The 25,085-nt window shown below is 42.0% G+C and carries 26 protein-coding genes; all 26 read left to right on the top strand.

Annotated features, from left to right (window positions below; all coding sequences use genetic code 11):
• Positions 1–17 precede the first annotated feature (17 nt).
• Positions 18–1,022 (top strand): glycosyltransferase family 2 protein, encoded by a 1,005-nt coding sequence (locus CS948_RS17905; protein ID WP_099293301.1) that lies wholly within the window; start codon positions 18–20, stop codon positions 1,020–1,022.
• A gap of 113 nt (positions 1,023–1,135) precedes the next feature.
• Positions 1,136–2,263 (top strand): O-antigen ligase, encoded by a 1,128-nt coding sequence (locus tag CS948_RS17900; RefSeq protein ID WP_176555115.1) that lies wholly within the window; start codon positions 1,136–1,138, stop codon positions 2,261–2,263.
• Complete coding sequence (locus tag CS948_RS17895; RefSeq protein ID WP_099293297.1) at positions 2,263–3,411, top strand: polysaccharide pyruvyl transferase family protein; 1,149 nt, start codon at positions 2,263–2,265, stop codon at positions 3,409–3,411. Before CS948_RS17900 ends, CS948_RS17895 begins: the two co-directional genes overlap by 1 nt.
• A gap of 11 nt (positions 3,412–3,422) precedes the next feature.
• Complete coding sequence (locus CS948_RS17890; protein WP_099293295.1) at positions 3,423–4,511, top strand: glycosyltransferase family 4 protein; 1,089 nt, start codon at positions 3,423–3,425, stop codon at positions 4,509–4,511.
• Positions 4,512–4,585: 74 nt separating this feature from the next.
• Positions 4,586–5,410, top strand: a complete 825-nt coding sequence (locus tag CS948_RS17885) for a phosphorylcholine transferase LicD (RefSeq protein ID WP_099293293.1) — start codon at positions 4,586–4,588, stop codon at positions 5,408–5,410.
• A 7-nt stretch (positions 5,411–5,417) separates the two neighbouring features.
• Positions 5,418–6,098, top strand: coding sequence for a 2-C-methyl-D-erythritol 4-phosphate cytidylyltransferase (ispD, locus tag CS948_RS17880; protein ID WP_099293291.1), 681 nt, complete (start codon positions 5,418–5,420; stop codon positions 6,096–6,098).
• 1 nt (position 6,099) lies between these two features.
• The gene (locus CS948_RS17875; RefSeq protein ID WP_099293289.1) at positions 6,100–6,810 is read left to right on the top strand and encodes an SDR family NAD(P)-dependent oxidoreductase; all 711 of its coding nucleotides are present in this window, start codon (positions 6,100–6,102) and stop codon (positions 6,808–6,810) included.
• 29 nt (positions 6,811–6,839) lie between these two features.
• Positions 6,840–7,829, top strand: a complete 990-nt coding sequence (locus tag CS948_RS17870; protein ID WP_099293287.1) for a glycosyltransferase family 2 protein — start codon at positions 6,840–6,842, stop codon at positions 7,827–7,829.
• Between the two features lie 17 nt (positions 7,830–7,846).
• Entirely contained in the window at positions 7,847–9,046 is a 1,200-nt protein-coding gene (locus CS948_RS17865) for a DegT/DnrJ/EryC1/StrS aminotransferase family protein (RefSeq protein WP_099293285.1), read from the top strand.
• 7 nt (positions 9,047–9,053) lie between these two features.
• On the top strand, positions 9,054–9,641 hold the full coding sequence (locus CS948_RS17860; RefSeq protein ID WP_099293283.1) for a sugar transferase: 588 nt from the start codon (positions 9,054–9,056) through the stop codon (positions 9,639–9,641).
• Between the two features lie 80 nt (positions 9,642–9,721).
• Complete coding sequence (locus CS948_RS17855) at positions 9,722–10,027, top strand: hypothetical protein (protein ID WP_099293281.1); 306 nt, start codon at positions 9,722–9,724, stop codon at positions 10,025–10,027.
• Positions 9,984–10,355, top strand: coding sequence for a hypothetical protein (locus tag CS948_RS17850; RefSeq protein ID WP_141560985.1), 372 nt, complete (start codon positions 9,984–9,986; stop codon positions 10,353–10,355). Before CS948_RS17855 ends, CS948_RS17850 begins: the two co-directional genes overlap by 44 nt.
• A gap of 216 nt (positions 10,356–10,571) precedes the next feature.
• Entirely contained in the window at positions 10,572–11,198 is a 627-nt protein-coding gene (locus CS948_RS17845) for a DUF6266 family protein (protein WP_099293277.1), read from the top strand.
• On the top strand, positions 11,195–11,572 hold the full coding sequence (locus CS948_RS17840; RefSeq protein ID WP_099293275.1) for a 3TM-type holin: 378 nt from the start codon (positions 11,195–11,197) through the stop codon (positions 11,570–11,572). The genes CS948_RS17845 and CS948_RS17840 overlap by 4 nt, the downstream gene beginning before the upstream one ends.
• 52 nt (positions 11,573–11,624) lie before the next feature.
• A complete protein-coding gene (locus CS948_RS17835) occupies positions 11,625–12,206 on the top strand; it encodes an N-acetylmuramoyl-L-alanine amidase (RefSeq protein WP_099293273.1) in 582 nt (193 codons plus the stop codon).
• A 72-nt stretch (positions 12,207–12,278) separates the two neighbouring features.
• Positions 12,279–12,911, top strand: a complete 633-nt coding sequence (locus CS948_RS17830) for a DUF6266 family protein (protein WP_099293271.1) — start codon at positions 12,279–12,281, stop codon at positions 12,909–12,911.
• Between the two features lie 164 nt (positions 12,912–13,075).
• Positions 13,076–13,537, top strand: coding sequence for a division/cell wall cluster transcriptional repressor MraZ (gene mraZ / locus CS948_RS17825; protein WP_099294671.1), 462 nt, complete (start codon positions 13,076–13,078; stop codon positions 13,535–13,537).
• A 47-nt stretch (positions 13,538–13,584) separates the two neighbouring features.
• On the top strand, positions 13,585–14,487 hold the full coding sequence (rsmH, locus tag CS948_RS17820; RefSeq protein WP_099293269.1) for a 16S rRNA (cytosine(1402)-N(4))-methyltransferase RsmH: 903 nt from the start codon (positions 13,585–13,587) through the stop codon (positions 14,485–14,487).
• A gap of 7 nt (positions 14,488–14,494) precedes the next feature.
• Positions 14,495–14,872 carry an FtsL-like putative cell division protein gene (locus tag CS948_RS17815; protein ID WP_099293267.1) on the top strand — a complete coding sequence of 126 codons (378 nt, stop codon included), beginning with the start codon at positions 14,495–14,497 and terminating at the stop codon, positions 14,870–14,872.
• A gap of 161 nt (positions 14,873–15,033) precedes the next feature.
• Positions 15,034–17,145, top strand: coding sequence for a penicillin-binding protein (locus tag CS948_RS17810; RefSeq protein WP_255302069.1), 2,112 nt, complete (start codon positions 15,034–15,036; stop codon positions 17,143–17,145).
• A gap of 52 nt (positions 17,146–17,197) precedes the next feature.
• Complete coding sequence (locus CS948_RS17805; RefSeq protein ID WP_099293265.1) at positions 17,198–18,646, top strand: UDP-N-acetylmuramoyl-L-alanyl-D-glutamate--2,6-diaminopimelate ligase; 1,449 nt, start codon at positions 17,198–17,200, stop codon at positions 18,644–18,646.
• Between the two features lie 4 nt (positions 18,647–18,650).
• On the top strand, positions 18,651–19,901 hold the full coding sequence (gene mraY / locus CS948_RS17800; protein ID WP_099293263.1) for a phospho-N-acetylmuramoyl-pentapeptide-transferase: 1,251 nt from the start codon (positions 18,651–18,653) through the stop codon (positions 19,899–19,901).
• Positions 19,902–19,970: 69 nt separating this feature from the next.
• The gene (gene murD / locus CS948_RS17795; RefSeq protein ID WP_099293261.1) at positions 19,971–21,317 is read left to right on the top strand and encodes a UDP-N-acetylmuramoyl-L-alanine--D-glutamate ligase; all 1,347 of its coding nucleotides are present in this window, start codon (positions 19,971–19,973) and stop codon (positions 21,315–21,317) included.
• 31 nt (positions 21,318–21,348) lie between these two features.
• On the top strand, positions 21,349–22,548 hold the full coding sequence (locus tag CS948_RS17790) for an FtsW/RodA/SpoVE family cell cycle protein (RefSeq protein WP_099293259.1): 1,200 nt from the start codon (positions 21,349–21,351) through the stop codon (positions 22,546–22,548).
• Between the two features lie 14 nt (positions 22,549–22,562).
• Positions 22,563–23,678: an undecaprenyldiphospho-muramoylpentapeptide beta-N-acetylglucosaminyltransferase gene (gene murG, locus CS948_RS17785; protein WP_099293257.1), complete on the top strand. Its 1,116-nt coding sequence runs from the start codon at positions 22,563–22,565 to the stop codon at positions 23,676–23,678.
• A gap of 4 nt (positions 23,679–23,682) precedes the next feature.
• Positions 23,683–25,050, top strand: a complete 1,368-nt coding sequence (gene murC, locus CS948_RS17780) for a UDP-N-acetylmuramate--L-alanine ligase (RefSeq protein ID WP_099293255.1) — start codon at positions 23,683–23,685, stop codon at positions 25,048–25,050.
• Positions 25,051–25,085 lie beyond the last annotated feature (35 nt).

Genomic DNA, 25,085 nt, shown 5'->3' with positions numbered 1-25,085 from the left:
TTTAACCTAAAATAGGAATGTGTAATATTAGTGTAATAATTCCAGTTTATAATGCTGAACAATACCTGAATAGATGTATTGAAAGTGTTGTGAATCAGAGTTGCCGTGATATCGAGATTATATTAATTGATGATGGGTCAAAAGATAGTTCAGCAATTATATGTAAGCATTGGCAGAAAATAGATAGCCGTGTGAAATTTTTTTCAAAATCCAATGGTGGGGTATCTTCTGCTAGAAATGCGGGTATAAATTTGTCTCAAGGTAAGTTTTTGACATTTATAGATTCGGATGATTATATTGATGTAAACTATTGTGAATTATTGATGTCGAAAATGAAAGACGATATAGATCTTGTTGCAATGGGGGCATATTCAGTTATGGAAAATACTGTTGTTCCCATAAAGCATAGATTGCGCTCAGGCTTATATTGTTTGGAAGATTTGAAGCATCATATAGTAGATGACGGAACAATGTCAGGTTTTACATTGTATTCTTCGTGTGCTATCTTATATCGCAATGAAATTATACAAAAAGGGCGCATTCTATTTCGTGAAAATATAAAGTATAGCGAAGATGGATTATTTAATACCGAATATATTTATGCATGCATGAATAATGTATATATTGATTATAATAATTATATCTACTATTATAGGGTAAATATGAATTCTGCTACTCATACTATTGACGTGTTAAGTGAAAAGTATAATGAGTCGCAAGACAATGTGAATATAATTTTGGAGGAGTATAATATTAGATATCCGCAATATGACATTAGCCGGCAAATCAGTGCTAGATATATAACATTGAAGTTATCAGAAATACTATGTATTGTAGATACAAATCAATCTTTAGATAGAATTAAGAATATTATTAAAAGTCATAATTTTAGAAATGGATTGAGATATTTGAATTTTAGGAGAATGAACAGGTTAAAAAAAGCGATGTATCTTCTTTTGAAGATAAGAAATGCATCATTAATTATGAACGTATTAAGGTCGTATATTAATCACCGTCGTTGATATTGTTTCTTATGTCAAAGCACGTAAATAGCAATAAGTCTTTTGTTATAATAGTTTTCATATATCTGTTAGCTCTTTTTTTGTTTCCAGAGATGACAAAGGTGATATCTATTATGATGCTTATAGCAACTGCTTTTCTTTTATTTGCATATACAAAAAAGATTAGTATTAATCATCAATTTCTTGCGTGGTTTACATATATAATTCTGACTTTACTTTCTGTTTTAAGAGATTTTTCAAATTTGAATAATGTAATAGAGTTTGGTGGTGCACTTGTAATAGGTTTATTAATATATAGTTGGAATAGTAAAGGAAGTAGTCAAATTCTTCAGATTAAAGCACTTGTTGCAGTTTCGTTTGTAGCATTTTTAGGGTGTATCGTGCAACTTGTCGCTCCGGAATTTTTGGCTTGGTTTAATCTACTGCATTTAGGGTTAGAGAAATTTCAAATATGTGATGGTTTCCTAAAAGATAGAACTTTAGTGGGTTTTTCCTTTCAATCAGCAATTACTGGATTTTATCTATCCGTTTTTATCGGGATTTTATCGTGCTATTTATTGAAGCCGTCTATTGAGATGAGAGCTGTAAACAAGAAGATTATATTTCTTTTATTGGTTATCTGCTATGTTTTCCTGATGCAAACAGGAAAAAGGAGTTTTGTTTTATTGGTAATTCTTATTGATTTGTTTATGTATTGCTTGTATAACAGAAAATACATGCTAAAAGCGTTGTTCGTTTCGATTGTAGTATGTGTTCTGTTTTTAGTGATATTATTGAAAACAGATGTTGGTATGAGGCTTGTTATGCGAACTGTAGGTGATTCTTGGTCTTCCGGGCGTATAAATATATACGGCGTATTATGGGATGAATTTATGCAAAATCCTATTATAGGTAAAGGTATAGCGACTTCATCAAATATTTTGGGAAGGTATAACAATGGACATAATATATATCTTCAAATTTTGAGTGAATCAGGGTTAATCGGCATATTCGTTCTTATGCCAGTATTTATCCATGATTTAGGTTCTTCCATGAAGTTATTGAATGCTAAAATTCGGTATGGAGATGACTCTTTCGTGGTTGCAGTTTGTTTATTTTTAGAATTGTTGTTTCTGGGTTGGGGATTTTCAGGGAACCCTTTATATGATGTATATCCATTAGTCATATATATGCTTGTTGCCGGTATAATAAGAAATGAGATTAAAAAGTCAAAATATATTAGTCAAATAAAAACCTTATAATGAAAAAAATAGGTGTTATTACGCATTATTTCGGCAGTAAGAACTATGGCGGATTATTGCAAGCGTATGCTTTATGTAAATTTTTGAATGAAAGAGGTTGCTATGCAGAACAGATTTCATATGATTCTTCGTATAAGAAATCTAATAAGAGTCTAAGACTTTTAACAATAAATGAAATTAAAGATCGTATTAAATCAATAATAGCACCTGTATGCTATAAGTTTTCAGATTATAAAATTAAATCCAGTTTATTGCAGAGAGAAAAAGCGATTTCTATATTTAGAACTGCGATACCACACTCGAAAACTATTTATAATGATATAACTATAGAAAAAAGTAATGAAGAATATGACATTTTTATTACGGGTAGTGATCAAGTATGGAATATTGATTGGTATCATCCGCCTTATTTTTTAGATTTTGTAAGTCCTAAAAATAAAAAGATATCATATGCAGCGAGCATTTCAAAGGAGCGTTTAACAATGTCGCAGATTTCGCTTTTCAAGAGAAGTTTAAGTGATTATAATGCAATATCTGTACGAGAAGAATCGTCTGTTGCATTATTGGAGAATGTTATAAAAATGCCGATTACATATTGTCTTGATCCGACATTATTGCTTTCGGAGTTTCAATGGAATGATATTTGCTCCAAGCGTTTATATCAAGAAGATTATATTTTTTGTTATTTCTTGGGGAAAAATTTAGTAGCTCGCAAATTGGCTATGGAATATGCCATAAGACATAATTTGAAAATTATCACGTTACCTCATTTGTCCGGTCATTATCGTAGATGTGATGCCGATTTTGGTGATATTCAATTATATGATATTTCTCCAGGTCAATTTATATCGTTGGTACGCTATTCAAAATTTGTTTTTACAGATAGTTTTCATGCGATTGTCTTTTCTCATATATATAAACGAGAGTTTGTTGTTTTCAGTCGAAATGCTATTAGTCCCATGAATACAAGAATCTCCTGTATCACAAAATTATTCCATACAGAAGATAGATATTGTGATACAGAAGAGAAATTATCTATAGCTTATATTGAATCTCTTGAAAAAATAGATTACTCTAAAAATCAAATAGATTATATTAAAAAGAGAGAAGAGTCAATATCTTTTATTGATGATGTCTTAAACTTGTAAGGTTATTAATAATGAAAATTCTTCATGTAGTTAGTAATTTTGCTGTAGGCAATGGTGCTGCAAGATTAGTGGCATCATTAATTCTTGAACAGATTGACCAAGGCCATCAAACGGATGTACTCGCTTTGATTGAATCTCCTCTTTCATACGCAAAAGAAGTTACCCGAAAGGGGGCACATTATAAAGCTTTAAATAATGGTCCGACACGTGTGTATAATTTCCTACCGATATTTCAGTTGATTCCGGTAATTAAACGTTATGATATAATTCACGTGCACTTGTTTCCTGGGCTTTACTGGGTGTTATTTGCGAAGATGCTTTCAGGTGCCAAGTGTAAATTAGTAACAACCGAGCATTCAACAGAAAATAATAGGCAAGGTAAAAAATGGCTTAAATTTATAGAAAGATTCGTTTATAATCATTATAAGGCTGTAATAACAATATCAGAAGCTACAAAGGAATATCTTATTCGTTTCGTTAATCCTGAGACTCCAATTATTACGATAGATAATGGAATAAATATTTCTGATTTTGAATCAGCGAAGCCTGCAAGAAGACAAGAATTGGGTATTCCCAATGATGTATTTTTGTTGACTCAGGTTGCTAGATTTAATCCTCAAAAAAAACAGGAACTAATAATTGAATCGCTTTTACATCTTCCTGATAAGTGTCGTGTTATGTTTATAGGGGAAGGTGTTCTCATGGAAAAGAATAGACAATTAGCTAAAGATTTAGGTGTAGATAACAGATGTTATTTTTTAGGTGTGCGTGAGGATGTGCCATCATTGTTGAAAACTGCGGATGTTGTAATAATGTCATCTAATTTTGAAGGATTTGGCTTGGCGGCAGTAGAAGGTATGGCAGCAGGTAAACCTGTGATGGCTTCTAATGTTCCCGGACTTTGCAATGTTGTGGAAGGAGCAGGAATTTTATTCCCGGTTAATGACGAAAAAGCGTTAGCGGAGGGGGTATTGCGTTTATTAAATGACAAAGATTATCGAGAAATAATAACCAAACAATGTATTCAACGAGCTAAGAATTATGACATTAAGGTGATGGCGGACAAATATGAAGAAATATATAAAGCGATTTTACAATAGTCGTGTATATGAAAGTTAGAAAATCGGTTGAATATTTCATCTAGGGCATAATTAATATAAATAAACATACTGATATGAATAATAAAATTGATGTTGTTCATTCTGTACTTTTAGAGATGTTACAGTGGTTTCATGAACAATGTGAAAGGAATGGCTTAAGGTATTATGTTGTCGGGGGGACTATGTTGGGGACCATTAGGCATCAAGGTTTTATTCCTTGGGATGATGATATTGATGTTGGAATGCCACGAAAAGATTATATGGAGTTTGTTCAGAAATATTCAAAAGAATTTCATGCGCCGTATATTGTAGAATACCCTCGGGGTGATAATTTAGATTATCCATATGTTTTCGCAAAAATATACGATACTCGGACATATTTGGTGGAACATCTTCGTCATTTGGTGAAGAGGGGGCTTTATATTGATGTGTTTCCATTAGATGGTATTGGTGATACACGTGAATCTGCATATAAGAATTATCAACCGATACTTAGAAATTTACGGTTACATGATATGGTGACATGTGCCTTTCGAAATAATCGGAAGTGGTATAAAAATTTGTCTATAATTTTGGGTAGGAGTATTTCTCCTTTGTTTGTATCTGAACGGTTTCTTAATAATAGGATTAATCATTTTTGTGAGCAAAGAGATTTTGATAGTTCGGAATATGTTGGAAATTTAGTTGGTAATTGGGGGATTAAAGAGATTATGCATCGTTCATTTTTTGGGATGCCGAAAGCGTATGTGTTTGAAAGTATCAAAGTTTTAGGGGTTGAGAAGCCACACGAATACCTTAAAACGTTGTATAATGATTATATGGTTTTACCTCCAATGGAAAGGCGTGTATCACATCACGATTATGTTGAATTAGACCTTAAAAAAACTTTTTTAAAATAGAATAAATATGTATTCAGTAGTATTATTGTCTGGTGGTAAAGGGAGTAGAATGCAAGAAGATACGCCTAAACAATATCTTTTATTAGCTGGAAAACCGATGATTATGCATTCTTTGGAACGTGTAGATCGTTTAGTAGATGTTGATGAAATTGTTGTTGTTTGTGCTCCATCGTATCGTCATGTCGTTAAACAAATGGTTCATGAATATAATATTGCAACAAAAATTGTATTCGTTGATGCTGGACAAACTCGACAAGAATCAGTATATAATGGACTTAAGGCTGTGCATAATGAATTTGTGATTATCCATGAGGCTGCTCGCCCATTTGTAAAGCAGGAAGAGTTTCAAACTTTGATAGATGACGAGGAGTTTAATGTTATTTATGGTTATAATATTTCTTATACGGTTTTAAAGGGACATGGCTATGTTTCAGGGATTTTGGATAGGTCGGAATTACTAAACGTGCAGTTGCCTCAAAAGTTTAAAGTTTCTGATTTAATAGATGCCCATGATAAAGCAAAGCAACGTGGTGACGTTTATACAGAGGATGCTAGTTTAATGTTTGCTAATAGTCAGAAAAAGATTAAGGTTATTCGGGGAACTAGTTTTAATATAAAAATTACAGAGCCGATAGATTTATTACTTGGAGAAATTATATATAAAGATTATATTATAAATAGGAAATAATATGAAAACATGTGTTATTACAGGCACAGGTTCTGGAATTGGTCGAGAAGTTGCCATACTCTTGAGTCATGCAAAAGAGTATGAGCATATTGCAATGCTTGGACGGAATGTTGAAGCGATGAAAGTAACTGAAAATCTAATGGATGAAACAGGGAAAGATATATCGGTTTGGGATATTGATTTTCAATATCCTGAAAAAATTCCTGCAATAATTGAAGCAATATATGAAAAATATGGATCTATAGATTGTTTGTTAAATATAGCGGGTTACACGGATCCTCAGTCATTATTACAAACTACATTGGATAATATGGAGATGACATATAAAGTTAATGTATTTTCTCCGTTTCTTTTGATACGTGAATCTGTTAAATATATGAAGAAAAGTGGAGGAAAGATTTTGAATGTTGCTTCGACTGCGGGCATGACCCCTCGTCCTGGTTGGTTGAGTTATTCATCATCGAAAGCATCCATAATTTCAATGTCACAAACTTTAACTGATGAATTGTCAGAATATGGTATAAAAGTATATTGTGTATCCCCGGGTAGATGTGCAACAAAATTAAGAAAACGATTAGCGCCTAATGAAGATCCAACAACAATAATGCAGCCTCAAGATGTTGCAGAAGTTATATGTAATTTGATCTCAAATGAAGAAAGTTGTTTGGATGGGCAAAATATCGTAATACGTAAGCAGATAAAAAAGCACTAGTTAGGTAAACATTCTTTGCTAGATAATTAATGAAAGAATATAAAGTTGCGATAATTATTCCAACTCTTAACGAAGAGCGATTTATTGCCAAGTGTATAGAATCAGTGATTAATCAATCTTTCCCTTTGGAAGAAATGGATATTTTAGTTGTGGACGGGGGAAGTATTGATAAAACGCGGGAAATTGTTTTTGAATTAGGAAGACGATGCACCAATATTAGACTATTGGATAATCCAGGTAGAATTCAGTCTATAGCTTTTAATATAGGTGTTCATAATTCAATTGCTCCATATGTTATACGATTGGATGCTCACGCTATTTATGATAAAAGGTATATAGAGTTATGTGTTCAACATTTATCTGCTCATGCTGATTACGGGAATGTGGGGGGAGTGTGGAACATACAATCTCAAAATTCTAGTTGTCAAGCGGAGGCAAATGCAATATTGAATAAAGTTCCATTTGGTATTGGAGGTGCAGCATTTCGAGTTGGAACTAAAGCTCAGTTTGTTGATACGGTACCTTTTGGTGCTTTCCCTCGGAGGGTTTTAGAAAAAGTAGGTGGGATGCGTGAAGATTTACCTCGCGGAGAAGATAATGAGTTTAATTCTAGGATTCGTAAGTTCGGGTATAAAATTTATCTTGATCCTAATATAGTTTGTACGTATTATGCACGTGCAACGATAAAAGAAAGTGTACGACAAATGTATGCTAATGGAAAATCGATTGGAGTATTATTATTTGTTGATAGAAATTCAATCAGTGTACGACATTTAGTTCCTGCTGTTTTTGTGTTAGTTGTTGTTGGTTTGCTGCTTGTAGGAGGAGTTTATCATTCTTTTTGGTACATGTTGACCGTTATAATCGGATTTTATTTTGTTGCGGCGTTTGTTGCTACATTAATTGCATGTCATAAATATGGGTATAAATATATAGGGATATTGCCTATTTTATTTTTTATGGTGCATTGCTCTTATGGTTGGGGAACTATGATAGGAACAATAAGGAAGAATAAATAATATTTCATATTATGAGAATGAAAAATATTTCTTTTTCACCTCCGGATATGACGGAGGCGGAGATTGCCGAAGTTTGTGAAGCGCTTCGTTCCGGTTGGATCACGACGGGACCGAGAACGAAAGAGTTTGAGCATTTAATAGCGATGTGTTGTAATACGAGTAAAGTTGTTTGTTTGAATTCAGCTACGGCTTGCATGGAATTGATACTTCGTGTTTTGGGTGTAGGTCCAGGAGATGAAGTGATTGTTCCGGCATACACGTACACGGCTACTGCCAGCGTGGTTTGTCACGTGGGAGCTAAGGTCGTTATGGTTGACACGGCTTCCGGTTCGTTTGAGATGGATTACGTTAAGTTGGCGACATCTATTACAGAACGTACAAAAGTCATTATTCCGGTGGATTTGGGGGGAATAATATGTGATTATGACAAGGTGTTCGCCGCTGTTGAAAGTCAAAAACACTTGTTTCGTCCTTCAAATGATATTCAAAAAGCGTTTGGACGAGTAATTGTTCTTGCCGATGCTGCTCATGCCTTTGGTGCGAAGCGGCACGGAAAGATATGTGGTGAAATTGCAGATTTTACCTCTTTCTCGTTTCATGCTGTTAAAAATCTTACTACGGCAGAAGGTGGGGCACTTACATGGAAACATATACCAGGTATTGATGACGAATGGATTTATAAACAATTCCAACTTTTATCACTTCACGGTCAGAACAAGGATGCGCTTGCCAAAACGAAACTCGGCTCATGGGAGTATGATATCGTGGCCCCAAATTTTAAATGTAATATGACCGATATTATGGCTGCAATAGGATTGGCGCAGTTGAAACGTTATCCTGAAATGCTTTATCGTCGCCGTCAAATTATAAATCGTTATAATGAAGCGCTAAAAGGTTGTAATGTACAGGTGCTTGATCATTATGGGGATGATTATTCTTCTAGCGGGCATCTTTATTTAGTGCGTTTGTTGGGAAAAGATTGTGATTCCCGGAATAAGGTTATTGTGGAGATGGCAGAGCGAGGGATTGCTTGTAATGTACATTATAAGCCATTGCCGATGATGACAGCGTATAAAAATTTAGGGTTTGATATAAAAGATTACCCGAATGCTTATAAACAGTATTGTAACGAGGTGACGCTTCCTTTACATACTTGCCTGAGTGACGAGGAGGTGGAGTACGTGATATCGAATTTTGTAGAGATTATTTCAAAATAGTATTTCCTTGAAGCGTGTTTTTGATGTTATGGCAAGTGGTTGTGGATTGCTTGTCTTAAGTCCTGTGTTTTTAATTTTAGCCGTAGTGGTAAAATTGGATTCTCGGGGACCCATTTTTTATCGGCAGGCGAGGGTCGGAAGATTTGGACGAGATTTTATGTTATATAAATTTCGAACAATGCGTGTCGGTTCGGATAAGAAAGGGCTTATTACGATAGGGGGGAGAGATCCTAGGGTGACTCGTTCGGGATATTTTATACGTAAATATAAGTTCGACGAATTGCCGCAGTTAATAAATGTGTTTGTTGGGGATATGAGTTTCGTGGGACCTCGTCCTGAAGTGCGAAAGTATGTTGATATGTATACAAAAGAGCAGTTGCGAGTGCTAGATGTTCGTCCTGGGATTACTGATATGGCTTCGATATTGTATAGGAACGAGAATGAATTGCTTGGGACTGCCGAAGATCCTGAATTATTTTATCGAGAGGTTGTGATGCAGGATAAGTTGAAAATTAATTTGGAGTATGTTGCTAAGCATAATTTGTGGTTTGATATTGAGTTGATTTTTAAAACTATTTTTTCTATTTTGAAGTAAATAAAATGTAAAGAATGGATGATATGCCTCGGGCGAAGTGTGCCCGGGGCTTTTTGTTTTTATAATTTAAATTTGTAACAATGAAAAGATTATTGGAAACGAGTTTTTTCGCTTTGTTGGCGGAAGGCTTGGGCGTGTGTTTTGAAGAAGAGAGGTATATAAAGGCCATTCGGGAGTTCGCTGGAGATTTGAGGAAGGCAAGCGAGGCGGAAGATGATGCCGGGGTGCGGGAAAGGATGTTGGCAAGGGCTCGGATGGGGTTGGAATATTGGTTAGAGCGTGTCGTGGTTGATGATGGCGCTTTTGGGAAAAAATGGGGCTTGTACTTGTTGTTATATTCGTGTGGCGTTGAAATTGGTGGAGGAAGAAGGGCGTTGGTCACGTGAACGGGAGGAGTGTAGGAAGGCAGATGGGGACAGGAAAGAACCTCGGGTTATTGTTCGGTGGAAGTCGAAGAAGTACAAAATGATGATTATGGAGTTGATCGAGGGGTTGGTGCTGGTGGACGAGTTGTATTCGCCCACGGGGGATGCGTTGGGGGAGAAGGAACTGGTGGGGATGATGAAAGAGGTGTTCGGGGAGGATATCTCGAATTACCAGCAATTGCGGGAACAGTTTTTTGATCGTAAACGAGAGTTGACGCCTTTCTTGAAGCGGATGATTGCCGCTATCTTGAAGGAAGCGGATGATAGGGGTGCGTGGAGGAGAAGGTGAATTGATTCTGTGATTTAGAGATTGCCGATTGGGTGATTCCTGGAAGGGGGTGGCTCGATTGGCAATTTTTGTTTTTGGAATCGGGGTGATATATAGTGGGTTACGGGGAATTGTTATGAATTAATAATTAGGTGTAGTAAGCGAGTTGTGGGGATGCACTAATATTGCATTCGCAAATCGAGGTGATTTGTAGTAATCATTTAAAAGAAAAAAGTTATGGCAAAATTAAATAGTGTTTTGAAACTAAGAGGACGAGTCGGGAATGTCGTCTTTTGTGAACGGGGCGGGAAACCTTACATGAGGGCTTTGCCGTCGGAGGTGAGGAATCCGAAAACAGAGAAGCAGGAATTGGTGCGCTCGAAATTTAGAGTTGCCGTGGAATTTTACTGTCGGGTGAAAGAAACTCCTATCAGGAAAATCTGGAATGAGTCGGCGGCGGGAATTGCGGTTAACGGGTACGCTTTACACATGAAATTGAACATGAAGGCGTTCAAGGGAGATGGTAGAATCGGGGATTTTTCGCAGATGCATTTTTCGGCAGGGACGAGGCAGAGCGTGTATGATTTGGAAGGAAGGATGGATCAGGAGGGACGGGTGGAATTATACTGGAATAACGGGACAGGAAAGGAGTGTGCCGAAATGGACGACCGTTTGGGGGTGATCGTGATTTACGGGAATCGGGAATTTGTGCCGATGGTCGTGGAGGGTGTGGAAGCCCAGCGGCGGGATGAGCGTGCAAGTTTTCGAGTAAAACGGGAAGACGGCGTGAAGGTACATTTGTATTGTTTCTTCGTGTCGGAAGAGGGAATGAAGTATTCAAATTCTCAATACATCTGTTTATGAGCGGGCTGAATCCGATAACGAGCGTGGCGGACGCCGTGAGTGGACTGGTGGAGCGACTGACATTGCCTGCTCGTGAGAAGAAACAATTGGAGGCCGACGTGTTGCGGTTGTTGCTGGAAAGAGAAAAGGAGTTGTTGCGGGTACGGGCAGCGTTGTTGCAGGAGGAGGGGAAGGGGAATTGGTTGCAACGATCGTGGCGGCCTTTGGTGATGTTGACGTTTGCCGCGGTGATTCTGATAGGTACGTTCACGAATATATCGATTCTCTCGGATACTTCCCGTTTTTGGGATTTGTTGGAGATTGGGTTGGGCGGATACGTGGTCGGGAGAAGTGGGGAGAAAATTTTGATGACCCTCGCAAAAGGCAGACGTTGATTTTAGATTTATGATTTACGATTTTAGATTACTGATTTAATATTGTTGATATATGGGATTTTCAATTGTAAAACACCGATTGGTGGGGGATGGGGTGATTCGCGTGGATTGCGTGAAGAATACACAGGTTATTGCCGGACCGGATATGATTATATTGCATTATACGGCGGGGGCTAGTGTTATGTCATCGGCTCGTTATCTGGCAAGACCGGATGTGGGGGCTTCGGCTCATCTGGTAATCGGGAGGGCGGGAGAAGTAGTTCAGTTGGTGCCGTTTAATATTGTGGCTTGGCATGCCGGGAGAAGTCGGTATGCGGGACGGAGTGGGTTGAATTATTGTTCGTTGGGGATAGAGTTGGATAATCTGGGACAGCTTCGGCAGGAAGGGGGAAAATTTGTGGCGGAGTGCGGGGTGGTTGTGTCTTTTGAGGATGTATATGTTGATGAGTCGGGACGGGAAAAAACTTATTGGCATAAGTATACTAAGGTGCAGGAAAGGGTGCTGGCAGAGGTGTGCGGGGTTTTGACAAACTGTTATCCTATTGACGAAATTGTGGGACATTCGGATGTGACGGAGAGAAAGGTGGATCCCGGACCGGCATTGCGGTTACCGGATTGGATGAGGTATTACTGATTTATGATTTTAGATTTGCAGATAGAAATCGAGTGTTTATTTTTTATTTATTCATTTTTAAATTTTATTGTTATGGCAAAATTTAATTCTTATTTATTAGGAAAGGTAACGAAGTCGGTTGGTAACGTGACGATGTGTTACATGAACAAGCAGAATATCGCTAGAGCGAAGATTTTTTCGAGAAAGGACAATCCGACCCCGGAGGTGTTGACTCAACGGGCGAAGATGAAGGCGTTGATCGAATTGTCGCGTTGGCTGCTGCCCGTGGTGCAGAAAGGGTTTCGGGGGATCGGGAGAGGAACGACTTCCAACGCATTCGTTTCTTTGAATATGGGATGCGTGAGTGTTGATGAGGATTATGCGGTAACGGTGGATTATGCCCGGATGCTAGTGGCTGCCGGTATCAGGAATACGCCGAAAGTTTCCGTGACGTATGATTCGGACGCGAGTAAGTATGCGTTCGTGCAGGAGGCTGAAGAAGCGGAAGAGGGATATGCTGCCGGTGATGACTTGGTGTATGCCGTGTTGTATGAAACAGAAGTACAACGGGCTAGATTGGTGGCATTGCGAGTCCGGGGTGAAAGTGGAAGCACGAGCTATGCGCTGCCTGAAAATTGGTCGGCGGAGAACGTGAAAGCCTATTGTTTCGCGATGAAGAAGGGCGGAAAGGTCTGTTCGAATAGCGTGAGTTTGACGGTAGGGTAATTTGAGAACGAGGGTGCGTTTAACGTACCCTCTGTTTTGTATCTTCGTGCGTTTAAATGCTTGTATTTTAAATTGTTATAATTTTAACAATAAAAAAGTGGGAGAAAGTGGTTTGAAGTGGGAAATATTTTAATAACTTTACATCATTAAATTGGATGAAGAATATGTTGTCGTTTATAGGAGATTATACATGTAAGTTGGATAGCAAAGGACGCTTGGTTGTTCCGGCTGTTTTTCGCAAGGAAATGCAGGCCGGGCAGGAGGGTTCTTTCGTGTTGCAGCGGAATATTTTCGAGACATGTATAGATGTTTATCCCAAGGGCGAATGGTTACGGCTGGTCGAAGAATTGCGGGCTAAATTGAGCCCGTTCAATCAAGAGCATATGAGGTTCCGGAGAGGTTTTTTTCATGGAGCGCTGGAGGTGGAACTGGATGCTAACGGACGTATTCTGATTCCTCGCAAGATGCTTGAGCAGGTAGCGATAGAGGGTGACGAGATCGTGTTGGTGGGTTTGGATTCGAAGATTGAAATTTGGGATAAAATAAAGTACGAAGAGGGGGCGATGAGTACGGAGGAATTTGTACTTTTGACGGATAAATTGAATTTCGGGAATTTAGGATTGTGATGTATTGAAAATGAGGGTTCAAGGGTAAGAAATTAAATTTAGAAGATATGGAATCGTTGTATCATGTGCCGGTTTTGTTGGAAGAGTCCGTTTCCGGGTTGAATATAGACCCGGAGGGGGTATATCTTGATTTGACTTTCGGAGGAGGTGGTCATTCGAGGGAGATATTAAGACACTTGGGAGGCGGTTGCCTGATAGGATTTGATCAGGATTCTGATGCATTGGCAAACGTGCCGGATGATAGTCGGTTTATTTTCGTGAATCATAATTTCCGGTATCTGCGGAATTTTTTGCGGTATTGTGGGTATGATAACGCGGATGGTATATTAGCCGATCTGGGGGTATCATCACACGAGTTTGACGAGGCGGGGCGGGGATTCTCGTTTCGTTTTGACGCGGAACTGGATATGCGCATGAACCGGAGGGGACGATTGAAAGCAACGGATATATTAAATTCGTACAGCGAGGAGGATCTGATTCGGGTATTCCGAGAGTATGGTGAAGTAGATAATGCCCGCGGGTTGGTCAGCTTGATAATCAAAGCACGGGAGGAGAAGCCGATTGGACGTTCGGAAGAGTTTTTGCAAGTGATTGCGCCTCGTGTCCCGAAACAAAAGGAAAAGAAGTATTTGGCTCAAGTGTATCAAGCGTTGCGTATAGAGGTAAACGGGGAATTGGATGCATTGAAAGAGATGTTGCAGCAAGCGGAGTTGGCATTGCGTCCGGGGGGACGATTGGTAGTGATTACCTATCATTCACTGGAAGATCGGATCGTGAAAAATTTCTTGAAGAGCGGGAATTTCGAGGGAAAGATCGAGAAAGATTTTTACGGACACGTGAAACGGAATTTCGAGTTGGTGAACCGTAAAGTGATTGTGCCATCGGATGAAGAGATCGAACGCAATCCGAGGGCCAGAAGTGCTAAATTGAGAATCGCGGAAAAAATATAGTAAGGGTATGAAGTGGTTCAAGAAGAAGAAAGTAAAGGATTTTGTATCTCCTTCGCAGGAACAGAAGGAGGTACTTGCCGAGTCCATGAAAGAGGTGTTGGACGGACGGTTGCTTGCCGATACCGTGTTGCGCCGAAATATGGTTTTTATTCTTTTTCTGACATTGCTTGGTATTTTATACATAGCGAACGGGTATAATACAGAGAAATTGTTTATGAAAAAGGTGGCGTTGGAGAAAGAATTGAGCGACCTGCGTTTCGAATCGGTAACAACCTCGTCGGAATTGATGCGCATCAGTGTGCCGTCGGAGGTGGAAAGACGGGTGAAAGAAGCCGGGTTGGATCTGGTGCAGAGTAAGGAACCGCCGATAAAGATTGAAAGATGAAAAGAGTTTGTAAAGTTTATAAGGTTTGTAAGGTTCCTAAGGTTAGTAGACCCCTGCGGAGTGTTATATTGACGACAGTCGAAACTGTCGATAAATCTTATTGGCTTGTGGACTTTATAAACTTTAAGAACTTTATGAACCTTATAGACTAATTTAGGAATATGGCATCTTCGATGAAACATGAGTTGGCTGGACGACTGGGGCTTGTTTACCTGGTGGTGATCGGGATTGCGGTGTTGATCGTGGTGCAGGCTTTGTACGTTCAGGTGTGGAAAGGGGATGAGTTGAGGAAGCAGGTGCAGAATGTTTCAAGGAAAGATTTTACGGTAGCCCCGATTCGGGGAAATATATATGCCGATGACGGACGTATTCTGGCGAGTTCCGTGCCGTATTATTCGTTAAGGTTTGATTGCGTGGCGGTGGCGGATACATTGTTTAAAAGAAAAGTGGATAGTCTGGCAATTTGCCTGTCGCGGTTTTTCGGGGATGCTCCCGCTTCAGAATACAGGCAAAAGTTGTGGAAAGGGAAATACGGGGCGAAGGCTAATCGTTATCTGTTGATAAACAAGAAGAAAATTTCTTACACCGAATTGATGAAGGTTAAGAAATTTCCTATTTTTCGGGAGAGAGGTACCCGAAGCGGTTTGATTCTCGAACGGGAGAATGTGCGGTTGCAGCCGCATAGAGATTTGGCGTATCGTACCGTGGGATATCTGAATGAGGCGGAAGATGGAACTTTCGAGGGGCGCGTGGGGCTTGAGGGAGCTTTCGAGAAACAATTGCGCGGGGTGCCGGGAAGGAGTTACCGGCAAATGATGTCCGGAAGGTGGATTTCCGTGACGGTAGATGAACCGATAGACGGGAATGATGTGGTGACGACTATAAACGTGGATTGTCAAGATATCGTGCAAGGGGCATTGACTCGCCAGTTGGAATATTATAAGGCGAATGCCGGTACGGCTATTTTAATGGACGTGAAGACGGGGGATATCAAAGCAATTGCGAATGTGTCGAAAACGGCAACGGGTTACCGTGAGGTGTTGAATAACGCGATCGGTGATGCTGCCGAACCGGGGTCGGTAATCAAGGCGGCTACTATGGTAGCCCTGTTGGAGGACGGGTTCGTGCTGCCCACGGACACGATAGATTTGGGTAAAGGGATATACACGCATAACGGGGTAACTTTACGGGAGTCCAGAACTCCTATCGGGAAAGTAACCGTACAGTCTATTTTCGAGCGTTCTCTGAATGGAATCACTGAACTTGTATATGAACATTATCGCGAGCAACCGGAAAAATTCGTGAACCGTTTGTACGCGATGGGGTTGAACCGAAAGGTGGGTATTGATATAGTGGGGGAAGCGGAGCCTTATATCAAGTATCCCACGGATAAGTCGTGGAGCGGTACTTCTTTGCGGTGGATGAGTTTCGGGTACGAGTTGCAGGTGACTCCGTTACAAGTGTTGGCGTTTTACAATGCTTTGGCAAATGACGGCAAGAAAATGAAACCCCGTATCGTGAAAGAAATCCGAGAGGGTAGCCGGGTGATAGAGCGTTTTGAGCCTGAGGTGGCTATGAATAAAATATGCAGCAAGCAGACGCTGGCTTATATGCGACAAATGATGGAGGGGGTCGTGGAGAACGGAACTGCCAAAAATCTGAAAAATGCAGCTTGTAAGATAGCGGGTAAAACAGGAACGGCAAAAGTGGCGGCAGGGAAAAAGGGGTACAAGGCGGAGCCGAAGTATCGGGCAAGTTTCGTGGGATATTTTCCGGCTGACAAACCTCTGTACTCGTGTATTGTCGTGGTGGATAATCCTTCCACGTCGGTGGGATATTACGGTAATGTGGTTTCGGGAAATGTGTTCCGGGAGATTGCCGACAAGGTATATTCAATGGCGTCATTGATGAGGCACGATGAGCAGGAGGAAGAAATAGACCGGACTCTGCCTATCAGTCAGAACGGGTTGAAGGATGATTTTTTGGCTATATATGACGAGTTGGGTATTGACGTGACGGACGAGGCGGGGAATGCCGATTGGGTGATGACGTCACGGGATAAAGAGGGGAAGGAGTTTGAACTGAAAGCCCGGAGCGTGGATTTCTCCGTGGTGCCGAACGTGAAAGGGATGGGTTTACGGGATGCGTTATACTTGCTGGAGAATAGCGGGCTGAAAGTCGGGGTGAGCGGAGCGGGTACCGTAAGCAGTCAATCGTTGACACCGGGGCAGCGGGTGCGGAAGGGAAGTTATGTAGGGATAGTATTGAAGTAATTTTAGATTTAAAATTTTAGATTTTAGATTGAAAAGATAATAATTTAGAGCAATGAAATTAAGGGATTTGTTAGAAGGGATAGCTTGTGAGATTGTGCAAGGGGATTCGGGTGTAGAGATACACGCGATTCATTTCGATTCCCGGAAGGTTGGTAAAGGGGATGTATTTGTTGCCCAGCGGGGTGTTAGTGTTGACGGGCATGCATTTATCGGCAAGGCGGTTGCCTTGGGTGCGGTTGGCGTGATTTGTGAAGATGTGCCGGAAAGCCTGCCGGACGGGGTAACCGTGGTGAAGGTGGCGAATTCATCGGATGCGTTGGGATGGATGGCATCCGCTTATTACGGGCATCCGTCGCGGGAAATGAAACTTGTCGGAGTGACCGGAACGAACGGGAAGACGACAACGGCGACATTGCTGTACGAGGTGGCACGGTTGGTGGGTAAACAAGCCGGTTTGTTATCGACGGTTTGTAATTACGTGGGGGACGAGAAAGTACATGCTACGCATACGACACCGGATGCGTTGGAGATTAATTCACTGATGCGGTGTATGGTGGACGAGGGGTGCGAATATTGTTTTATGGAGGTGAGTTCCCACGCGGCGGATCAGCGACGTGTTAGTGGTTTGGATTTTGACGGTGCTATATTTTCAAATATTACACACGATCATTTAGATTACCACAAAACGTTTCGGGCATATATCGAGGCGAAGAAGGGATTTTTCGATCGTTTGTCCGCAAAGGCTTTCGCGTTGACGAATGCGGACGACAAGAATGGTATGGTCATGTTGCAGAACACGAAAGCACGTAAATATACTTACTCCTGCAAGCGTATGGCGGATTTTAATTGTAAAATATTGGAACGCCATTTGGACAGCATGTTATTATTGCTGGACGGGAGTGAGGTTTGGACAAAGTTTACGGGAGATTTTAACGCGTATAATTTGCTTGCCGTGTATTCTGCGGCTCGCTTGTTAGGCTTCGAGAAAGAAGAGTTGTTGCCCGTGATGAGTATGTTGGTTCCGGTGTCGGGACGATTTGAAACAATTCTGTCCCGGGATGGAATTATGGCGATCGTGGATTATGCCCACACGCCGGATGCTTTGGAGAATGTGTTATCGACAATCAGCGGGTTGAAAAAAGACGGTAAGGTGATTACCGTGGTCGGTGCCGGTGGAGATCGTGACCGGACGAAGCGTCCGGAGATGGCGGAGGTGGCTTGTCGGTTGAGCGACCGGGTTGTGCTGACTTCCGACAATCCTCGAAGCGAGGAACCTGCGGCGATTATAGAGGATATGCGTGCGGGAGTACCGGAGGATGCCCATGATCGGGTGTTGGCGATAACCGACCGGAAGGAGGCGATACGTACGGCACTGATGCTGGCAAAACCGGACGATATTGTGCTGGTTGCCGGTAAAGGACATGAGGATTATCAGGAAATAAAAGGAGTGAAACATCATTTTGATGATAAAGAGATTATAAAGGAAATATTTAAGTTGTAGTGTCATGTTTTACCACATTTTCGATTATTTAGAGCAGTTTGATTTTCCCGGGGCCGGAATGTTCCAGTATATCACATTCCGATCGGCTTGTGCCGTGATTTTGTCTTTGTTGATAGCCACGGTGGTTGGAAAGCGGATTATCCGTATTTTGCAAAAACAGCAGGTTGGAGAGGAGATTCGCGATCTCGGACTGGAAGGGCAGATGCAGAAGAAAGGAACCCCGACGATGGGAGGGATTATTATCCTGTTGGCGATATTAATACCCGTGATTTTGTTTGCGCGGTTGGATAACGTGTATATCCAATTGATGCTTGTGGCTACGGTGTGGCTCGGGTTGATAGGTTTTCTGGATGATTATATCAAAGTATTCAGAAAGCACAAGGAGGGATTGAAAGGACGTTTCAAGGTGATCGGGCAGGTCGGTTTGGGATTGATCGTGGGGGTGACCTTGTACGTGAGCGATGACGTGGTGATTCGCGAGAAAGCTATGTTGTCGGAAGTGGGGGTGGTGACAAGTACGGTAGATGAGGGATTCTCCGAGGAGAATAGTAAAACCTTGTTGACGAAAGACGTGAAATCGACCAGAACAACTATTCCATTCTTCAAGAATAACGAGTTCGATTACGCTTGGTTCGGGGCTCTTTTCGGGAAATATGCCGAACCGATCGGATGGATCGTGTTTATCTTGATCACGATATTTATCGTGACAGCCGTGTCGAACGGGGCAAACTTGACGGACGGGCTTGACGGGCTTGCGACGGGAACGTCCGCGATAGTCGGTGCCACGTTGGGGATACTGGCGTATGTTTCGGGTAACATGGTGTATGCCGATTACCTGAATATTATGTATATCCCACATTCCGGGGAACTGGTGGTATTTATTGCTGCCTTTATCGGTGCCACGATCGGATTCTTGTGGTACAATTCGTATCCGGCACAAGTCTTTATGGGTGACACGGGAAGTTTGTCATTGGGAGGTATTATCGCGGTATTCGCTATCATGATTCATAAAGAATTATTGATTCCGATCCTTTGTGGTATATTCCTCGTGGAGAATTTGTCGGTAGCCATGCAGGTAAGTTATTTCAAGTACACGAAGAGAAAGTTCGGAGAGGGACGGAGAATATTTCTGATGTCGCCTCTGCATCATCATTTCCAGAAGAAGGGTATTCCGGAGCCGAAGATCGTGACTCGTTTCTGGATTGTGGGAATAGCGTTGGCTGTGATAACAATAGTGACATTAAAGATTCGGTAAGTTTAATAATTTCGGATTTATGATTTTAGATTGAAGAATCGTAAATCATAAATCGTAAATCATAAATATATGAAACGCTTGGTTATTTTAGGGGGAGGAGAAAGCGGAGCGGGGGCTGCCCGGTTAGGGAAAAAGTTGGGATACGAGGTTTTCTTATCAGATAAAGGGAAATTGGCTGACAAGTACAAGAAAGTGTTGGAAGAGTTGGGTGTAGAGTACGAGGAGGGGCAACATACCGAAACAAAGATATTTACTGCCGATATCGTGGTAAAGAGTCCGGGGATACCGGATAAATTACCGATGATTGTCGGTTTGCGTGAACGGGGGATCGAGGTGATCTCGGAAATCGAGTTTGCCGGACGGCACACGGATGCAAAAATGTATTGCATCACGGGAAGCAACGGAAAGACGACGACCACGTTGTTGTTGTATCATATATTGAAAGAAGCCGGGTATGACGTGGGGTTGGCAGGGAATGTCGGGAATAGTCTGGCGGCACAGGTGGCGGATAATCTGCATCGCGTGTACGTGGTGGAGTTGTCCAGTTTCCAGTTGGACGGGATGTTCCGCTTCCGGTGTGATACAGCGATATTGACGAATATTACTCCCGATCATTTAGACCGTTATGATTATAAGTTCGAGAACTATGCTCGTTCTAAATTCCGTATATTGAATAACATGAGGGCGGAAGATTTGTTTATCTACGGGTATGACTGTGACGTGGTACGGGAACGTGTCGAACAGGAAAACATCGTACCGGAGGCAGCCGGGTTTACCTATTCGGCAGATAATCGATTGAACGCGTATATGGACGGGAATACCGTGATTGCCCGATGGGGGGAACGGACTTTTTGCATTGACAAGAAAGAAATTACGATACAGGGACGGCATAACGTGTATAACGCGATGGCAGCTATATTGGCAGCCTTGAAGGCGGGTGTCAGTGATGCGAATTTGAGAAAGGGATTGACGACATTCCCGCAGGTGGAACACCGTTTGGAAACGGTTGAAGTCATCGAGGGGGTGACTTATATAAATGATTCGAAGGCAACGAACGTGGATTCGACGTGGTATGCGTTGGATAGTATGCATGCCCCCGTGGTATGGATTGCCGGGGGAACGGATAAAGGAAATGATTATAGCGTGTTGTTTGACCTTGTACGGGAAAAAGTAAAATTATTAATCTGCATGGGGGTAGACAATAAGAAATTGATAGACTCCTTTTCTCCGATTTGTGAGGTGGTGGATACGCATAGCTTGGAGGATACCATGAAAGTGGCATCAACCCGTGCCGTGAGTGGCGATGTCGTGTTACTTTCTCCTTGTTGTGCTAGTTTTGATTTATTCAAGAATTACGAGAACCGGGGGGAACTGTTTAAAGAAAAAGTGAGAGAACTCAAGGAGTTCTGTGATTGAAGAAGTTGTGAATCATAAATCGTAAATTGTAATGGGCAGGATAATTAACAAGCTGAGTTTGAAGGGCGACAGGATTTTGGGAATCGTGGTTATAGCTTTAATGCTGATCTCGTTATTGGTCGTGTATTCTTCCACAGGAAGTCTGGCTTTCCGCGTGCGCGGGGGAGATACTAGCTTTTACCTGTTAAAACAGCTTTTCTTGTTGGTGGGCTGTTATGGGGTTATCTTGCTCACGCAATCTTGCCATTATAAATATTTATTGTCTTTTGCCACGTTTATTCTATTGGCTTCTTTTGGTTTTCTGGTATTGGCAAAAGTAATGGGAGCCACGTTGAACGACACGGAGCGGTGGATAAAGATATTCGGAATTTCATTCCAGCCGTCGGAGTTCGCGAAATTAGCGGTAATCATATTTTGTGCCCGTGCAATCGCATTTGAACAGACCGAAAAAGGATGCGATGACAATGTGTTATTGCGGATGTTGTGGGTAGTCCCGATACTTTTCTTGATTTTTATGGAGAACTTTTCTACTTCGGCATTGCTGGGAGGAGTCTGTTTGTTTATGCTATTCGTGGGACGGTTGAGTTTGAAGACATTCAGTAAGATTATCGGGGGACTTGTATTGCTTGTCGTATTGCTTGTGGCGGCACTTTTTATTGTGCCGGAGAAACAATTGGGCAAGGTCGGGCGTCTATTGACGGTGAAAAGCCGATTGGAGGCATTTTTTGTTCCCTCGAAAGCGAATAAAGATGATTCTTACCAATCGGATCAAGCGAAAATAGCCGTGGCACGAGGCGGATTGTTCAAGGTGGCTCCGGGAACCAGTGTACAGCGTAATTTTCTGCCGCATCCCTATTCTGATTTTATTTTCGCAATAATTGTAGAAGAATACGGATTGGGGGGTGCCGGGGTGGTTATGCTATTATACTTGATCATACTCTATCGTGTGGGGGTGATCGTGCGACGATGCACGAGAATGTTCCCGGCAATGCTGGTGACCGGGTTGGGTTTGTGTATTGTATTGCAGGCCTTAATAAACATGGGGGTTTGCGTGGGCTTGTTCCCCGTGACCGGACAGCCTTTGCCGCTGGTAAGTATGGGGGGAACTTCCCTGTTATTCACGAGTGCGGCATTCGGGATGATATTGAGTGTCAGTCATACCTTCTCTGAAGAGGGGGAGCAGGAAGCGAAAGAGAAGCTGAAAGTGGCAACGACGGAAGAAGAAATATAAAGAAATAGAATACTATGAAAAAGGTGATTATCAGCGGAGGAGGAACAGGAGGGCATATATTCCCGGCACTCTCGATAGCAAATGCTTTAAAGCGTTTGGATAAAGATATTGATATTCTGTTCGTGGGGGCAGAGGGTAAGATGGAGATGGAGAAAGTACCTGAGGCGGGATACCGAATCGTGGGTTTGCCTGTTCGCGGGTTGCAACGGAAATTGACGTTGAATAACTTGAAAGTGGCGTGGAACCTTTGGCGAAGTCTGCGGAAAGCCAAACGAATCGTGAAAGAGTTCAAGCCGGATGTCGTGGTAGGAGTCGGGGGATACGCCAGTGGTCCTATCGGTCGGGTGGCGGCGAACGCGGGAGTGTCTTTGGTATTGCAGGAACAAAACTCTTATGCCGGGGTGACCAATAAACTATTGGCGAAGAAAGCCGAGAAGATTTGTGTGGCTTACGAGGGGATGGAACGTTTTTTCCCGAAAGAGAAAATTATATTCACGGGTAATCCCGTGCGGAAGGATTTGTTGAATGCCTTGGGAGAACGGGAAGAAGGTATTGTTTTTTACGGTTTGAACCCGAAGAAAAAGACTGTGCTTGTAACCGGGGGTAGCCTTGGCGCCGGATCGATTAATAAGGCTATGGTGCGATGGTTGGAACGTATTGCCGGATGGGAAGACGTACAGGTAATCTGGCAGTGCGGTAGTTATTACCACAAGCAACTGGAAGCGGAGTTGAAAGATCGTTTGCCGGAGAACGTGAAGTTTATGCCTTTCTTGAAACGTATGGATTTGGCGTATGCTTGCGCTGATCTTGTGGTGGCAAGGGCGGGAGCCGGAACGATTTCAGAATTGTGTTTGCTGGGAAAAGCTGTTGTTCTGGTGCCTTCGCCGAACGTGGCGGAAGATCACCAAACCAAGAATGCGATGGCTCTGGTACATAAACAAGCTGCCGTTATGGTAAAAGATAACGAGGTCGTCGAACGTCTGGGTGATGTGATGGAAGATTTATTAAAGAACGATACCGAACGCAAAGTTTTGTCCGAGCATATCTTGGCGTTAGCAATGAAAGATTCGGATGAGGTGATCGCGAACGAAATCTTGAAGATTATAAATAGTGGGCAAGCTAAAATCTAAAATTATGGATATTGATAATGTAAAAGCAATATATTTCGTGGGAATCGGGGGGATAGGTATGAGTGCCTTGGCGCGTTATTTCAAGATTATGGGATATCACGTGGCCGGGTACGATAAGACAGAATCACCTCTGACGAGAAAGATGACCGATGAGGAGGAATTTGATATCACGTACGAGGATGATGAGGCAAGAATCGAGGAGGTATTTCGGGATAAGACGCACACGCTTGTGGTGTACACGCCTGCCGTGCCGAAAGAGAACCGAATATTGAGTTTCTTCCGGGATAATGGCTACGCTTTGCACAAACGTGCGGAGGTGTTGGGGTTTCTTTCCCGAAGCAAAAAAGCTCTTTGTATAGCGGGGACGCACGGGAAAACGACGACGACGACGATGTTGGCGTTTTTGCTGAAAAATTCACATGTCGGATGTAGTGCTTTTTTAGGGGGAATATCTTCTAATTATGGAACGAACTTGTTGATTGACAAGGAATCGGATTACGTGGTGATCGAGGCGGACGAGTATGATCGGTCGTTTTTGCATCTGCATCCGGAAATAGCGGTGATTACAGCCATGGATGCCGATCATCTGGATATATACGGGACTCACGAGGAATTGTTGAAAGCCTTCGAGGAGTTTGCCTTGCAAACAAAAGGGCAGCTTTTCTTGAGAAAAGGTTTGGAATTGAAAAGGCGGGCAATTACCGGACACTACGCGGCAGGAGAGAAAACGGATTATTATGCCGACCGTTTACGGGTAGATAACGGTAGTTTTTTATTTGATTATATCGGGAAAGATATCGAAATTCGGGATTTGCGATTGTGTTTCCCGGGACGTGTGAACGTGGAGAACGCTACGGCGGCAATCACGGTGGCTTTGCACGCGGGGGTGACTGCCGAGGAAATTCGGGATGCTTTACCTTTGTTCAAAGGAGTGTCAAGACGATTTGATATACACGCGAAAACGGATCGAGTTCTGTACATGGATGATTATGCCCATCACCCGCGGGAGATTGAGGCATCGCTTTCGTCTGTACGGGAGATGTGGCCGGAGAAGAAGTTGATTGTTGCTTTTCAGCCTCACCTGTATTCGCGGACGAACGATTTCTATCCGGATTTTGCGAAGAGTTTGAGTCTGGCGGATTTAGTGATATTGTTGGATATATATCCGGCACGGGAACAACCTATACCGGGGGTAACTTCGGCTCTGATAGCCGATCGTTTGTCCGTGCCTTGTGTTCGGGTGACGAAAGAAGACTTTCCGGCATACGTGAGAGAACACGTGACGGACGGACTCTTCGTGACCATGGGAGCCGGGGATATAGACCGCTTTATTCCGGTATTTACTGATATGTTTAATACAGCAAATCATTGATTTGCTGTTGCAAGTTGAGTCTGTGGCTCTGCAAG

The organism is Butyricimonas sp. Marseille-P3923, from assembly GCF_900184685.1.
Lineage (GTDB): Bacteria > Bacteroidota > Bacteroidia > Bacteroidales > Marinifilaceae > Butyricimonas > Butyricimonas muris.
Note: the sequence above shows the minus strand (reverse complement) of the source record. Positions and strands in the feature narration are given on the sequence as shown.

Bases quoted from the DNA above. Each gene is read 5' to 3' on its own strand.
- CS948_RS17830 (WP_099293271.1), top strand. From the start codon at position 12,279: ATGGCAAAATTTAATTCTTATTTATTAGGAAAGGTAACGAAGTCGGTT.
- murC (WP_099293255.1), top strand. From the start codon at position 23,683: ATGGATATTGATAATGTAAAAGCAATATATTTCGTGGGAATCGGGGGG.
- CS948_RS17840 (WP_099293275.1), top strand. From the start codon at position 11,195: ATGAGCGGGCTGAATCCGATAACGAGCGTGGCGGACGCCGTGAGTGGA.
- CS948_RS17815 (WP_099293267.1), top strand. From the start codon at position 14,495: ATGAAGTGGTTCAAGAAGAAGAAAGTAAAGGATTTTGTATCTCCTTCG.
- CS948_RS17790 (WP_099293259.1), top strand. From the start codon at position 21,349: ATGGGCAGGATAATTAACAAGCTGAGTTTGAAGGGCGACAGGATTTTG.
- CS948_RS17805 (WP_099293265.1), top strand. From the start codon at position 17,198: ATGAAATTAAGGGATTTGTTAGAAGGGATAGCTTGTGAGATTGTGCAA.
- ispD (WP_099293291.1), top strand. From the start codon at position 5,418: ATGTATTCAGTAGTATTATTGTCTGGTGGTAAAGGGAGTAGAATGCAA.
- CS948_RS17810 (WP_255302069.1), top strand. From the start codon at position 15,034: ATGGCATCTTCGATGAAACATGAGTTGGCTGGACGACTGGGGCTTGTT.
- mraY (WP_099293263.1), top strand. From the start codon at position 18,651: ATGTTTTACCACATTTTCGATTATTTAGAGCAGTTTGATTTTCCCGGG.
- CS948_RS17890 (WP_099293295.1), top strand. From the start codon at position 3,423: ATGAAAATTCTTCATGTAGTTAGTAATTTTGCTGTAGGCAATGGTGCT.
- murD (WP_099293261.1), top strand. From the start codon at position 19,971: ATGAAACGCTTGGTTATTTTAGGGGGAGGAGAAAGCGGAGCGGGGGCT.
- CS948_RS17870 (WP_099293287.1), top strand. From the start codon at position 6,840: ATGAAAGAATATAAAGTTGCGATAATTATTCCAACTCTTAACGAAGAG.
- CS948_RS17905 (WP_099293301.1), top strand. From the start codon at position 18: ATGTGTAATATTAGTGTAATAATTCCAGTTTATAATGCTGAACAATAC.
- CS948_RS17875 (WP_099293289.1), top strand. From the start codon at position 6,100: ATGAAAACATGTGTTATTACAGGCACAGGTTCTGGAATTGGTCGAGAA.
- mraZ (WP_099294671.1), top strand. From the start codon at position 13,076: ATGTTGTCGTTTATAGGAGATTATACATGTAAGTTGGATAGCAAAGGA.
- CS948_RS17895 (WP_099293297.1), top strand. From the start codon at position 2,263: ATGAAAAAAATAGGTGTTATTACGCATTATTTCGGCAGTAAGAACTAT.
- CS948_RS17885 (WP_099293293.1), top strand. From the start codon at position 4,586: ATGAATAATAAAATTGATGTTGTTCATTCTGTACTTTTAGAGATGTTA.
- rsmH (WP_099293269.1), top strand. From the start codon at position 13,585: ATGGAATCGTTGTATCATGTGCCGGTTTTGTTGGAAGAGTCCGTTTCC.
- CS948_RS17855 (WP_099293281.1), top strand. From the start codon at position 9,722: ATGAAAAGATTATTGGAAACGAGTTTTTTCGCTTTGTTGGCGGAAGGC.
- CS948_RS17865 (WP_099293285.1), top strand. From the start codon at position 7,847: ATGAAAAATATTTCTTTTTCACCTCCGGATATGACGGAGGCGGAGATT.
- CS948_RS17900 (WP_176555115.1), top strand. From the start codon at position 1,136: ATGATGCTTATAGCAACTGCTTTTCTTTTATTTGCATATACAAAAAAG.
- CS948_RS17835 (WP_099293273.1), top strand. From the start codon at position 11,625: ATGGGATTTTCAATTGTAAAACACCGATTGGTGGGGGATGGGGTGATT.
- CS948_RS17845 (WP_099293277.1), top strand. From the start codon at position 10,572: ATGGCAAAATTAAATAGTGTTTTGAAACTAAGAGGACGAGTCGGGAAT.
- murG (WP_099293257.1), top strand. From the start codon at position 22,563: ATGAAAAAGGTGATTATCAGCGGAGGAGGAACAGGAGGGCATATATTC.